Origin of the sequence: Stenotrophomonas sp. DR822, assembly GCF_019793815.1 — a bacterium.
Lineage (GTDB): Bacteria > Pseudomonadota > Gammaproteobacteria > Xanthomonadales > Xanthomonadaceae > Stenotrophomonas > Stenotrophomonas indicatrix.
The window spans coordinates 2,068,628-2,081,881 of record NZ_CP081826.1 but is presented as its reverse complement, the minus strand read 5'-3'; the positions used below and the strand labels follow the sequence as shown (position 1 = coordinate 2,081,881).

Annotated in this window: 12 protein-coding genes; 8 read left to right on the top strand and 4 right to left on the bottom strand. The window is 66.5% G+C overall.

The genetic code is table 11. From position 1 onward, the window contains the following. Positions 1 to 13: 13 nt before the first annotated feature. The 7 genes from K5K93_RS09690 to K5K93_RS09660 are packed head-to-tail and all read left to right on the top strand — an operon-like array spanning position 14 to position 7,348. Positions 14 to 1,051, top strand: coding sequence for a twin-arginine translocation pathway signal (locus tag K5K93_RS09690; RefSeq protein WP_222390769.1), 1,038 nt, complete (start codon positions 14 to 16; stop codon positions 1,049 to 1,051). A 4-nt stretch (positions 1,052 to 1,055) separates the two neighbouring features. After that, the gene (locus K5K93_RS09685; protein ID WP_261311957.1) at positions 1,056 to 2,180 is read left to right on the top strand and encodes a cell division protein FtsQ; all 1,125 of its coding nucleotides are present in this window, start codon (positions 1,056 to 1,058) and stop codon (positions 2,178 to 2,180) included. A gap of 13 nt (positions 2,181 to 2,193) precedes the next feature. Continuing rightward, positions 2,194 to 3,774: an MBOAT family O-acyltransferase gene (locus K5K93_RS09680; RefSeq protein ID WP_222390766.1), complete on the top strand. Its 1,581-nt coding sequence runs from the start codon at positions 2,194 to 2,196 to the stop codon at positions 3,772 to 3,774. Positions 3,775 to 3,790: 16 nt separating this feature from the next. Beyond that, positions 3,791 to 4,024 (top strand): phosphopantetheine-binding protein, encoded by a 234-nt coding sequence (locus tag K5K93_RS09675; protein WP_093818864.1) that lies wholly within the window; start codon positions 3,791 to 3,793, stop codon positions 4,022 to 4,024. Between the two features lie 27 nt (positions 4,025 to 4,051). After that, a complete protein-coding gene (locus tag K5K93_RS09670) occupies positions 4,052 to 5,530 on the top strand; it encodes an AMP-binding protein (RefSeq protein ID WP_222390765.1) in 1,479 nt (492 codons plus the stop codon). After that, positions 5,527 to 6,210 carry an alginate O-acetyltransferase AlgF gene (locus tag K5K93_RS09665; RefSeq protein WP_222390764.1) on the top strand — a complete coding sequence of 228 codons (684 nt, stop codon included), beginning with the start codon at positions 5,527 to 5,529 and terminating at the stop codon, positions 6,208 to 6,210. The genes K5K93_RS09670 and K5K93_RS09665 overlap by 4 nt, the downstream gene beginning before the upstream one ends. Before the next feature lie 4 nt (positions 6,211 to 6,214). Continuing rightward, positions 6,215 to 7,348 (top strand): acyl-CoA dehydrogenase family protein, encoded by a 1,134-nt coding sequence (locus tag K5K93_RS09660; protein ID WP_222390763.1) that lies wholly within the window; start codon positions 6,215 to 6,217, stop codon positions 7,346 to 7,348. A gap of 25 nt (positions 7,349 to 7,373) precedes the next feature. On the opposite strand, the gene K5K93_RS09655 is transcribed toward K5K93_RS09660, so the two are convergent. From K5K93_RS09655 to ettA, 4 genes are all read right to left on the bottom strand, one after another. Further along, on the bottom strand, positions 7,374 to 8,372 hold the full coding sequence (locus K5K93_RS09655; RefSeq protein ID WP_222390762.1) for a DUF4434 domain-containing protein: 999 nt from the start codon (positions 8,370 to 8,372) through the stop codon (positions 7,374 to 7,376). A gap of 72 nt (positions 8,373 to 8,444) precedes the next feature. Then, a complete protein-coding gene (locus tag K5K93_RS09650) occupies positions 8,445 to 9,761 on the bottom strand; it encodes an NCS2 family permease (protein ID WP_025876668.1) in 1,317 nt (438 codons plus the stop codon). A 63-nt stretch (positions 9,762 to 9,824) separates the two neighbouring features. Continuing rightward, positions 9,825 to 10,514 carry an outer membrane beta-barrel protein gene (locus K5K93_RS09645; RefSeq protein ID WP_093818867.1) on the bottom strand — a complete coding sequence of 230 codons (690 nt, stop codon included), beginning with the start codon at positions 10,512 to 10,514 and terminating at the stop codon, positions 9,825 to 9,827. 245 nt (positions 10,515 to 10,759) lie between these two features. Further along, entirely contained in the window at positions 10,760 to 12,424 is a 1,665-nt protein-coding gene (gene ettA, locus K5K93_RS09640; RefSeq protein ID WP_025876664.1) for an energy-dependent translational throttle protein EttA, read from the bottom strand. 253 nt (positions 12,425 to 12,677) lie between these two features. Between ettA and K5K93_RS09635 the strand changes: the two genes are divergently transcribed. After that, on the top strand, positions 12,678 to 13,154 hold the full coding sequence (locus tag K5K93_RS09635; RefSeq protein ID WP_025876662.1) for an RcnB family protein: 477 nt from the start codon (positions 12,678 to 12,680) through the stop codon (positions 13,152 to 13,154). The last annotated feature ends 100 nt before the right edge of the window (positions 13,155 to 13,254 follow it).

Below are 13,254 nucleotides of genomic sequence, written 5' to 3'. Positions count from 1 at the left end.
GAAGGATCTGCCGATGAAATCAGTTTTCTCTGCAACGCTGCGCGTACCGTCCGCGCGTAGACCGCGCCTGCTGCTGGCCGCCGTGTGCGCGCTGGCCGCCGCCGGTCCCCTGCAGGCGCAGGCACCTGCCGCGCCCGTTGCCGCGGCCAACCAGGACTCGTCCATCGTGCTGACCGGCAAGGATGGCTGGCTGTTCCCAGCCTGGGGCAGCCTGACCGACGTCGATGGTGCCGCCGTCGCCCGCAACACGGCGCTGATCGCCGAGGCACAGCGCGCGCTGGCCGCCGCCGGGGTCAAGCTGCAGGTGCTGGTGCTGCCGGACAAGGCCCTGTTCTATGAAGACAAGCTGCCCGATGGCAAGCGGCTGGGCGATGCGGTGCGTGGCCGCTACGCGTTGGAACTGGAGGGGTTGGTCAATGCGCACGTGCCCGCTGTCGATGCGTTGCAGGCGATGCGGCAGGTCAAGCAGGGCGGCCAGGAGGTGTTCTATCGCAGCGACCAGCACTGGACCCAGCCGGCCGCCGACGCCGTGGCCGCTGCCGTCGCCGCGAAGGTGAAAGAGCAGGTACCGACCCTGGCCGGGCAGGCCGGCAGCGGCATGCCGCTGGGCAGCGAGATCAAGGAACGCCGCTTCGGCGATCTGGCCGAGCTGTTCCTGACCGATGAACAGCGCAGGGCGATCGGCCGCGACACCTTCACCGTACGCCGCCAGGCAGAACAGCAGTCGCTGCTGGACGATGCACCGGCGCCGGTGCACGTGACCGGCCACAGCATGGTGCAGCCGTACTTCGGTTTCCCGCAGAAGCTGTCCAACCTGATCGACCGCCCGGTATCGGTGAACTGGAAGCCCGGCAACGTCGGCCACTGGGTGATGCTGCTGGAATACCTGGAATCACCCGGGTTCAAGCAGAACAAGCCGCAGGTGCTGGTCTGGCAGATGTTCGAACCGTCCTACCCGCAGGGCCCGGATGCACGTGGCCAATGGGACAACGCCTCGATCATGACCCCAGAGCAATGGAAGGCGCGCCTGCACAAGGCGCTGGGGCAGTGATCCGATGAATGCCCGTCCCGGGGCGCCCGCGCCCCTGCCACCTGCTGCCCCACCGCGTGCCCATCGGCTGACCGCCGTGGTGGTATCGGCATTGCTGCTGATCGGCGTCTGCGCCGGTGCCTGGATGCTGGCCAACGCCAGGCTGCCGGCCGAGAAACTGCTGCCCTCGCGCTGGGCAGATGGCGAAGCCGGGCAGGCGATCAACCAGGCCCTGCGGCTGCCGATCCAGGCCCAGGGCGACCTGCTGGGGGCGGCCGTGCGCTATCGCCTGCTGGGCGATCTTGGCGAGCAGGTGGCGCTGGGGTGCCCGGGCTGGCTGTTCTACCGCGATGGCCTGCGTCCGCAGCCGGGTGCCGGTGCCAAGGTATTCAACGATCGCGTGCGCCTGATGCAGCACTGGTCGCAGCAGTTGCAGGCCACCGGCGCGAAGCTGCTGGTGGTGGTGGTGCCGGACAAGTCGCGCATCGAGCAGGCGCACACCTGTGGCCTGCGCTATTCCGAACCGATGCGTGCGCGCTACGGGCAGTGGCGGCAGGCGCTGGCGGCGGCGAAGGTCCCCAGTGTCGATCTGCTGCCGGTGTTGTCCGGGCAGGACGCGCCGGTGTTCTTCCGCACCGACGTGCACATGAACCGCATCGGCGCGCAGCGTGCCGCCGACGCAGTGAGCGCGGTGGCGCTGCCGTTGCTGGGCGGGCAGGGCAGCCAGGCATTCGAGGTCGGAGCGCCGGGCACGCCCAAGCCACGCATGGGCGACCTGATCGTGCTGGCAGGCCTGGAACACGCGCCGCCATCATGGCGGCCGCCGTTGGACCTGGAGCCGGAGCAGGTCATCGCGCCGCTGCGCAGCGGTGGACTGCTGGACGACACCCCGCCGGTGGAGGTGCTGCTGCTGGGCAGCTCCAACGGCCGCCGCAGCCTGTTCGCAGAACGCCTGGGCCATGGCCTGGGGCGCGAAGTGTGGAACCAGAGCATGGACGGCGGCCAGTTTTCCGGCGCACTGCTGGCGGCGCTGCCGCAGCAGCCGACGTGGCCACCCACCGTGAAACTGGTGATCTGGGAATTTTCCGAAATGGCCCTGTCCCTGCCGCTGACCGAAGGCGAGCAGAAGGCATTGGCCGGTATCGACTGAGCGCCGACCGACCATGCTGTTCAACTCTTTCCTGTTCCTGCTGATTTTCCTGCCGATCGCGCTGGGCGTGCACTACCTGCTGGGCGCGTTGCGGCCCCGGCTGGCCGCGCTGTGGCTGTGCGTGGCCTCGATCGTGTTCTACGGCTGGTGGAATCCGCAGTTCGTGATCCTGCTGGCCGGCTCGATCATCTTCAACTACCTGGTCAGCCTGGTGATCCTGTCGCTGGCCAAGCGTCCCCGGTTGCAGCTGCTGGCCACCGCGCTGGGCGTGGCCGCCGACATCCTGCTGCTGGTGCATTACAAGTACTTCGCGGCAATGGTGAACTTCGTCCACGACATCGGCTTCAACGTCGGCCCGATGGACACGCTGATCCTGCCGCTGGGCATTTCCTTCTTCACCTTCACCCAGATCGGCTACCTGCTGGACTGTCGTGCCGGCGTGGTCAACGATCGCAGCCCGCTCAGCTATGTCCTGTTCGTGACCTTCTTCCCGCACCTGATTGCCGGCCCGATCCTGCACCACAAGGAGATGATGCCGCAGTTCAGCAAGCGCGAGACCTATCGTTTCCAGGCCGAGAACCTGTCCATTGGCGGCATGCTGTTCGTCATCGGCCTGGCCAAGAAGGTCCTGCTCGCCGACAGCATCGCCCCGTATGCCGATGCCGGTTTCGCCTCCACAGGTGATGTGCAGTTCTGGGGCGCGTGGGCCACCGCGCTCAGCTATGCGCTGCAGCTGTACTTCGATTTTTCCGGTTATTCGGACATGGCGCTGGGCCTGGCCCGCATGTTCGGCATCCGCTTCCCGCTGAACTTCAATTCGCCGTACAAGGCCACCAGCATCATCGACTTCTGGGCGCGCTGGCACATGACGCTCACCCGTTACATCACCGCCTACCTGTACTACCCGGTAGCGATGGCCGTGACCCGTTGGCGCACCCGCCATGGCCGTGCCACCGGCCCTACCGCAGTGGCATCGGCTGGCGGCTTCTTCTCGATGATCGTGCTGCCCACCGTATGGGCGATGGGCCTGGCCGGCATCTGGCATGGTGCCGGCATGCAGTTCCTGATCTTCGGCCTGCTGCATGCCGGCTACCTGGTCATCAACCACGCGTGGCGGGTCTTTGTCGGCGGTCGCAAGCCGGCCGCGATGCGAAAACTCAATCCGTTCCAGCACGCCGGCTACCTGCTGCTGACCTTCGGCGCGGTGCTGGTGGCGCAAGCGTTCTTCCGCGCCGATGGCGTGCACGATGCGTGGCAGCTGGTGCAGGGCATGTTCGGCGTGCGCGGTTGGGAAAGCATGGAGAACCTGGGCCATGTCGCGGGCATGGGCCTGGCCGATGGTGTGCGCCTGCTGCTGGGCCATCACCTGCAGCTGCTGTACATCCTGCTGGCACTGGCCATTGTCTGGCTGGCACCGAACGCGCACCAGATCATGGGCGTGTACTCTCCCGCGCTGGCCAAGCCCAGCCCGGCGCCGCGCGCGTGGATGCGCTGGCAGCCCAACTGGGCCTGGCTGCTGGTGATGCTGGTGCTGCTGTCGCTGTGCCTGCTGAACCTGCACAAAGAAACCCGTTTCCTTTACTTCCAGTTCTGACAAGGTGGATTCCAACATGGACAAGCAGACAATCCAGAACCAGCTCATCGACATCGTCGAGGCGGTGATTGGTACCCGCGTGCAGCCGGACGAGTACATGGAATCGTTCTTCGATTCGATGTCCAAGGTGCAGCTGATGGTCGAGGTCAAGGACCGCCTTGGCGTCACCCTGCCGGTGGATGAAATCGATGCCCTGGTTGATTCGGTGCAGGTGCTGGCCGACTACGTGGCCGAGCACGGCCCCCGCTGATCGCCTGCGGGCACCGGAGGTAGCACGATGTACTTCGATTTCGACCAATGCCGATTCGCCGACCTGGATGTCGCCACGCAGGCTCCCGCCCTGCATGCGGCCGATGGGGTACTTGACTGGGCCGGGCTGCATCGTGCCACCCAGCAGTGGATCGACCGTGCGCGTGCTGCCGGCCTGGTGCACGGTGACGCATTGGTGATCTCCGGGCACAAGGAATCGGCCTTCGTGGTGGCCATGCTCGGCTGCCTCTGCCTGGGCGTGACCTACGTACCGGTGGACACCATCAACCCGCCAGCGCGCCTGCAGCGCATCACCACGCTGGTGCATGCGCGTGCGATCTACGATGCGGCCCTCGATGCGTTCCTGCCCGGTGCCGATGCGCCACGTGCGCTGGCGGTGCCGGACCTGGCCTACATCATGTTCACCTCCGGCAGCACTGGCGACCCCAAGGGCGTGCAGATCGGCCGCGACAGTGTTGCCCTGTTCACCGGCTGGATCCGCGACTGCCTGGCGCTGGGCCCGGCGCCGGCGTTCATGAACCAGATGCTCTTCAGTTTCGACTTCTCGCTGTTCGACCTGTGTGGCGCGCTGGGCCTTGGGGGCTGCTGCGTGCTGTGCCCGCGCGAGGTGATCGCCAGCAGCGAGCATTTCGTCGACCATCTGCGCGATTCGCGCGTGGCCGTATGGGCATCCACGCCCTCGTTCGTGCGCCAGCAGATGCTCAATCCGCGTTTCGACGCCGCGCACCTGCCCGACCTGCAGGTGTTCGTGTTCGGTGCCGAGTCGCTCACACCGCGCGTGGCTGAAGAACTGTGGGCGCGTTTCCCGCAGGTACGCATCATCAATTCCTACGGGCCAACCGAAGCGACCTGTTCCACCACATGGGTGGAGATCGATCCGGCCCTGCGTGCGGCGGCACCCAACCCGTTCCCGATCGGCATCGGCAAGCCCTATGCCGAGGTGTTCCTCGATGACGGTGAGATCTGCATGGCCGGCGACCATGTGATGCGGGGTTATCTCGAGCGCCCGGACCTGGATGCCGGCGTGTTGTTCGAACACAACGGCAAGCGCGCGTACCGCAGTGGTGATCTGGGTGATGTCGACGCGCAGGGCCGGTTCTACTTCCGTGGCCGCCGCGACGACCAGATCAAGCTCAATGGCTACCGCATTGAACTGGCCGAGGTCGATGTCGGCCTGGCCCGCCTGCCTGGCGTGGTCGCGGGTGCCGCCGTGGTACTGCGGCGACCCGATGGCAGCCTGGTGCGGATGATCGGCTTTGTCGAAACCACCCAGCCACAGACCGGCCCACTGCAGCGTCCGCCAGCGGACCTGGCGGATTGGAAGGGCCTGCTCGAACGTTACATGCCGCCCTATATGATTCCTTCCGAGCTGTTCGCCGTGGATGCCCTGCCGCAGACGATCAGCAACAAGGTGGATCGCAAGCAACTGGAGCAGCGCTACCAGATCCTGGCGCGCACGCTCCGCACGACGGAGAAACCCGCATGAACACTGTCCTGAAATCGCTGGTCGCCACCGCGCTGCTGCTGTCGCCGTGCGCAGCCTTCGCCCAAGGCGCACCGGAAGGGCGCCTGGCCCAGTTGTATGCCGCGCGCCCGCCCGCTGGCTCTGCCTTCGTGCGCGTGCTCAACCCGGGCAGCACGGTGCTCAAGGCCGGTATCGGCAATGGCGCCGACCAGAACGTCGGGCCGGCAACACGCGCTACCCGTTATGCGATCGTTGAAGGCGGCAAGCCGTTCAGCGTGCGCGTGGCCGGCAAGGCCCGCACGCAGCCAGCGGTGGCCGCCGGCAGTTTCACCACCCTGGTGCTGGATGCCGGCGCAGCGGCCAAGCCCTTCAACGTGCTCGAAGACGGTGGTGGCAGCAGCGACGCCCTCAAGGCCGAGATCCGCTTCTACAACCTTGCCGCCAATTGCCCCCAGGGCAAGCTGGCCATGGCCGACAAGGGCGCAGTGGTGTTCCCGGCGGTTGCCGCCGGCCGCAGCGCCGCGCGTGGCATCAATCCGGTCAAGGCGCGGCTGGTGGCCGGTTGCGGTGGCAAGGACAGTCCCGCACTCGAACTTCCCGCGCTGCAGCCCGGCGATCACTACAGCCTGTTCCTGACCGGTACCGCCAACGCACCGGTGCTGCAGGGCCAGCTCAGTGGCACCGACGCGGTGGGCCGCTGATCCGATGGCAGACCGGCCGGTATTCCGCGAGGACCACGCACTGTTCCGCGACCAGGTCCGTCGCTTCATCGACGCACAGATCGCGCCCGGCTACGCGCAATGGGAGCGCGATGGCATCACGCCACGCGCGCTGTGGCGCGCGGCCGGCGAGGCCGGCCTGCTGAACTGCCAGCTGCCCGAGCCGTACGGCATGGGAGGCGACTACGGTCATGCCGCCTGCGTGATCGAAGAACTGGCACGCGCCAACTATCTGGGCATCGGCTTCTCGATCCACTCGGACATGGTCGCGCCCTACCTGATGCAGTACGCCACGCCAGCCGTGCGCGATGCCTGGTTGCCGAAGATGGCACGGGGTGAAGCGATCGGTGCGATCGCGATGACCGAGCCCAGCGCCGGCAGTGACCTGAAGACGATCCGCACCCGTGCCGACGTAGTGGACGGCGGCTATCGATTGAACGGGCAGAAGACCTGGATCACCAATGGCAGCAATGCCGACGTCGCCGTGGTGGTGGCCACTGTCGCCCCGGAACTCGGAGCCGGCGGCCTGACGTTGTTCTGCGTGGACCTGGCCGCTGCCGGTGTCAGCCGCGGTGCGCCGATGGCCAAGATCGGCCAGCATGCGCAGGACACCACCGAACTGTTCTTCGAAGACGTGTTCCTGCCGGCCGATCACCTGCTGGGCGAGGAACGGTGCGGCTTCGGTTACCTGGAAGAACACCTGGCGTCCGAACGGCTGGCCATCGCGTTGCGCGCGGCCGCCTCGGCCGAAGGCATGCTGGCTGAGACGGTGGCCTACGTGCGGCAACGCAAGGCCTTCGGTCGCCTGCTGATTGATCACCAGAACACGCGCTTCGTGCTGGCCTCGGCCACGGCACAGCTGGCGATGCTGCGCAGCTTCCTCGACCAGTGCCTGGGCGAGCAGATCAGCGGGCAACTGGATCCCACCCGCGCGGCGATGGCCAAGCTCAACGCCACCGAAGTCCAAGGCAAGGTGCTGGACGACCTGTTGCAGCTGCACGGCGGCTACGGATACAGCAACGAATATGGCATAGGGCGTGCCTGGGCCGACGCGCGTGCACTGCGGATTTTCGGTGGCACCAGCGAGATCCTGCGCGACATCATCGGCCGCACGCTGTAACGCTTTTTGCGGGTCGGTACCGGGGTCAGATTCCCCAGCGCTTGCGCAAGGTGGCCGCTTCCGGCGTGTCCTGCGACAGCCAAGGGTCCAGCGCATATACCAGCACGTGTTCGGCGCCGCTGTCGCGCGCCCAGGCCAGCTGCCGCTCGATACGTGCGGCATCAGCGGTTTCGCCCTTGAACTGGGTGCCATCGTTGTTCTCGCCGGGCAGCTCGCGGAACAGCTCGACGATGGCATCGAAGGCCACGCCGCGCGTGCGCAGATGCTGCAGCAGCGGCTGCAGCTGCTGTACGTTGCCGGCGCCGGCAACACCCACGCCGTCCTGCACCATGGGCCTGACCGCAGCCTGGGCGAGAACGGCATCCCACAAGGTCACCAGGTCGCCCTGGGTCTGCAGACGGCTGAAATAGCAGGAAACCGCGCAGTCGCCACCACGCTCGACCGCCGCCTGGGCGATGCCGTGCAGCCACTGCGCCAGCCATTGTTGACGGGCGGGATCGGCCCAGTGGTACTGCTCCAGTTCGTAGGGGATGTACCAGCCATTGAATGCCTGCACGCGCGACCAGGGTGCCTGTGCCAGCCAGGCCCGCGCCTGCGCCAGGCTGTCGGCGAAGAAGGCCTGCAGTGCGGCGTCGTCTCCGCCGATGGCCTGCCACCAGCGTTGCTGGAACGGCAGGCCGACGCGAACGGCGATACCGGCTTCCGAGGCTGCGGTGAACAGCATGCGCACACTGGCATCGGGTAGCTGCCAATCACCCTCGGCGCCACCGACGATGCCGCTCCATTGCAGCACCAGCTGCCTGCAGCCGAGCCTGCGCGCCAGTTGCAGCGAGCGCTGCCAATCGGCCATGCGCCACTGCAGGTGGCTGCGCCACGGCTGCAGGAAGGTGCCGTCCACCTGTTCCGGCAGCGAACAGCCGGGCAGGGTGGTCAATGCCGCCGCAACGGGCGCCAGCAGGGCGGCGCGCAGCAGGCGCCGGCGCAGCGGCGAAGACGGATCGGGAGGCAGGGGAGGCGTGGACATGCCGTCATCATCCCAGAGCACCGTTGGCAACGGGTGAACCGGGCCATGCATGATGAACATGCGCTCGCCGGATCACTCCAGCGCGTAACGCAGCACGAACAGCACCGCCACCAGCCACACCGCCGGGTGCACCTCGCGCCAGCGGCCGGTGCCGGCCTTCAGCGCGGCATAGGCAATGAAGCCGAACGCCAGACCGTTGGCGATGGAATAGGTGAACGGCATCGCCAGCGCACACAGCGCGGCGGGTACCGATTCGGTCAGGTCGCTCCAGTCCACTTCCACCAGTTCGCGCAGCATCAGTCCGGCCACGAACAGCAGCGCCGGCGCGGTGGCATAGCCGGGCACCATCGCCGCCAGCGGCGAGAACAACAGCGCGGCCAGGAACAATGCAGCGACCACCAGTGCGGTCAAACCGGTACGGCCACCCACCTGCACGCCCGAGGCGCTTTCGGCGAAGGCGGTGGTGCTGCTGGTGCCCAGCAGCGAGCCGGCCACGATCGCCGTGCTGTCGGCCAGCAGCGCGCGGCCGAACCGCTTCTGCGCACCCGGCAGTTTCAGCAGGCCGGCACGGCCGACCACGCCATACAGCGTGCCGGTGGCATCGAACACTTCCACCAGCACGAACACCAGCACCACCTGCAGCAGCACCGCGATCGGCGCGCCGCCGTTGTGGTGCAGCAGGCCAGGCAGGTCCAGCTGCAGGAAGGTCGGCGCCAGGCTCGGCGGCAACGACACCAGCCCGTGGTACTGCAGATCGCCCAACGCCCAGCCGGCCGCGGTCACCGCCAGGATGCCGATCAGGATCGCACCGCGCACACGCCGCGCTTCCAGGATCGCGATCAGCAGGAAGCCGCCCAGTGCCAACAGCGGTGGCGCGGTATTGAGCGGGCCCAGCGCCACCAGCGTGTCCTCGTTGCCGATGATCACGCCGGATTTCTGCAGCGCGATGATGGCCAGGAACAGGCCGATGCCGGCCACGATCGCTGACCGCAACGACGCCGGAATGCCCGACACCAGCCATGCGCGCACGCCGGTCAGCGACAGCACCAGGAACACCAGGCCGGAAATGAACACCGCTGCCAGCGCCTGCTGCCAGGGCAGGCCGGCAGCGCCGACCACGGTGAAGGCGAAGAACGCATTCAAGCCCATGCCCGGGGCCATGCCCACCGGGAAGTTGGCCGCCAGCGCCATCACCACCGAGCCCAGCGCCGCGGCCAGGCAGGTGGCCACGAACACCGCCCCAGCATCCATGCCGGTGGTGCCCAGGATCTCGGGATTGACGAAGACGATGTAGGACATCGTCAGGAAGGTGGTGACACCGGCCAGCAGTTCGGTGCGCACGGTGGTGCCGTGCTGCTGCAGCTGGAACAGGCGTTCGAACAGGGACATCGCAGATCTCTCGTACCTGCACGCCCTGCCGCCCGAAGGACCGGCGGGTGCGTCGCCAGGCGGTTAGAAGTGGTAGTTCAACTTCAGCGTAACGCTGCTGTAGTTGGTATGGAAGCTGCGTCGCGCCGCAGCCGGGTAGTTGGGATCTTCCAGGTAAACCGGGCTGGAGCCCAGATGGGTGTAACGGTACTCCGCACCCGCCGAAAGCTGGTCGCTGAAGCGGTACAGCACGCCCGCGCCGACGTTCGCGCCGGTGGATACATGGGACGCGCGGGTTTCAAATTCGGCCACGCGGCAGCCGTTGGTGGCCTCCACCAGCGACTTGTCGCAGCCCAGCGAAAACTCCTGGCGGGCCACGCTCACGCCGGCGCTGACGTACGGCAGCCACTGGCCCGCCGCGTAACCCAGCGTCAGGTTGACTGCGCCCGAACGGGTCACCGCATCCTTGCCGTAGTAAGGGCTGTACTGGTGGTTGTCGCGGTCCTTCCACTGCTGGGTGATGTTGCCGAAGGAAAGGGTGCCTTCGATCCCGGCAACCACATTGTTGTCGAACTGCCAGTTGCGGCCGGCCTGCAGCCCGCCAGCAAAGCCGCGGATGCTCTTTTCAGAGGCATTGGCGTTGCTGCGGTCCTGGCTGTGGCCTTCGCCATGGCTGGCATGGGCACCCAGGTAGATGCCTTCCCAGTTCGCCGGCGCGGCTGCGGCAGTGCCCGACAGCAGCAGCGCTGCCGTGGTGGAGATCAGTGCTTTCATGGTGTTTTCCTACGAGGGGGATGAATCGGGTGCGTAGGAAAACCGAAGCGTTGGGCCGGGAACATACAACGAGTTGCAAAGTACGGATGATGCCGTGTGCGACAAGGAATCAACACTGCTTTACACGTGCAGCCTTCAGCCGGGTGGCGTCGAAGCGCGCCGCGAAAGGGTCAAAAGCGACAACAAGAATCGATTGCGGCCCATGAAAGGCGAAAGGCCGCGCGAGCGCGGCCTTTCGTTCTTGCTTACTTCAGCGCCTTGAAGCGCAGGCGCTTCGGCGCAGCGTCGTCGCCCATGCGGCGGCGCTTGTCTTCTTCGTACTCGCGGTAGTTGCCCTGGAAGAACTCCACGTGCGAATCGCCTTCGAACGCCAGGATGTGGGTCGCGATGCGATCCAGGAACCAGCGGTCATGCGAAATGACGAAGGTGTTGCCCGGGAACTCCAGCAGCGCATCTTCCAGCGCACGCAGGGTTTCGATGTCCAGATCGTTGGACGGTTCGTCGAGCAGCAGCACGTTGCCACCCTGCAGCAGGGTCTTGGCCATGTGCAGGCGGCCACGCTCACCACCGGACAGCGAACCGACCATCTTCTGCTGGTCCTGGCCCTTGAAGTTGAAGCGGCCGATGTAGGCGCGCGACTGGATCTCGATGCCGTTGATGTTGAGGATGTCCAGGCCGCCCGCGATTTCCTGGAACACGCTGTGGTTGCCTTCCAGCGCGTCGCGGCTCTGGTCCACGTAGGACAGCTGCACGGTCGGGCCGACCACGATCTCGCCGGTGTCCGGCTTTTCCTGGCCGGTGATCATCTTGAACAGGGTCGACTTACCGGCACCGTTGGGGCCGATGATGCCGACGATGGCGCCCGAGGGCACCAGGAAGTTCAGGTTGTCGAACAGCAGGCGGTCGCCGAACTTCTTGGAGACGTTCTTGAATTCCATCACCGCCTGGCCCAGGCGCTCGCCCGGCGGGATGAAGATTTCATTGGTCTCGTTGCGCTTCTGGTAATCGACCGACTGCAGCTCTTCCAGGCGGGCCAGACGGGCCTTGCCCTTGGTGCGGCCGCCCTTGGCGTTCTGGCGCGACCACTCCAGTTCCTTCTGGATCGCCTTCTGGCGAGCCTTTTCCTGGTTGTCTTCCTGCTTCAGGCGCTCATCCTTCTGGGTCAGCCAGTCGGTGTAGTTGCCCTTCCACGGAATGCCGCGGCCACGGTCCAGTTCCAGGATCCACTCGGCGGCGTTGTCCAGGAAGTAGCGATCATGGGTGACCGCCACGACGGTGCCGGTGTAGCGCGCCAGGAACTGTTCCAGCCATTCCACCGACTCGGCGTCGAGGTGGTTGGTCGGTTCGTCGAGCAGCAGCATGTCCGGCTTCTGCAGCAGCAGGCGGCACAGCGCCACGCGGCGCTTTTCACCACCGGACAACTTGCCGACGATGGCATCCCACGGCGGCAGGCGCAGCGCATCGGCGGCCACGTCCAGCTGGTTTTCCAGCGTGTGCGCATCGCCGGCGGCGAGGATCGCCTCCAGGCGCTCCTGTTCCTTGGCCAGCGCGTCGAAATCGGCGCCTTCTTCGGCATAGGCGGCGTAGACCGCGTCCAGCGCAGCCTGTGCCTGCAGCACTTCGCCCACGCCTTCTTCAACCGCTTCACGCACGGTCTTGGTCGGGTCCAGCTCCGGTTCCTGCGCCAGGTAGCCAACCTTGATGCCGGCCTGCGGACGGGCTTCGCCCTCGAAATCGGTGTCCACGCCGGCCATGATCTTCAGCACGGTGGACTTGCCGGCGCCGTTCAGGCCCAGCAGGCCGATCTTCGCGCCCGGGAAGAAGGACAGCGAGATGTCCTTGATGATCTGCCGCTTGGGCGGGACCACCTTGGACACGCGGTTCATGGTGTAGATGTATTGCGAGGACATGAGGTCTCCGTAGGCGCGACCCTGCGCCCGGTCCGTCACGGGGAACTTCCCGTTGCGGCAGCGGGCACAGACTGAATGGAATACCCCCAATTATAGCCGGAAGCGCTTACGCCCCGCGCCGTCCGCAGCGCCCGGGGCTGGCCGAGGACTGAATGGGCCGTCACAGTCCCGCAGCGGGAAGCGTTTCCAGCCGGAAACCGTTCAGATCGAATGCGCAATATGGGCTCACCACCCACCCCAGCAGAGGTCTCCCATGCACATCCATCGACTCATGGCCGGCGCCGTGGCCTCTGTACTGGCGCTGGGCGCCATCGCCCCGGCCTTCGCCGACAACGACCACCGTGGTCGCGACCACGACCGCCGTGAATGGCGCGAAGATCGCCGCGAGTGGCGCCACGACCGCCGCGACTGGGAACGCGACCGCCGCGAAGCGCGCCGTGACTACCGCCACGACCGCCGCTACGACCATGGCTACTACCGCCCGGCACCGCCGCCGCCGCGCGTGGTCTACAGCCCGGGCTACCGGCCCGGCTATGGCTATGGCTGGCAGCGCGGCCACCGCTACCGCGATTACTACCGCGGCCCGATCTACGTGGTGAACGACTACCCGCGCTACCACCTGCGCCGCCCGCCGTCCGGCCACCACTGGATCCGCGATGACCGCGGCAACATGCTGCTGGTGGCCGTGGCAACCGGCATCATCGCCGACTACATCATCAACAACCGTTGATGCAGCGCCGGGGGTCGGATCCCTTTCCAACGGAAAGGGCTCTGACCTGATCGGAAAAAAAAGAAGGGCGCCACAAGGCGCCCTTCTTCATTCAACCGGC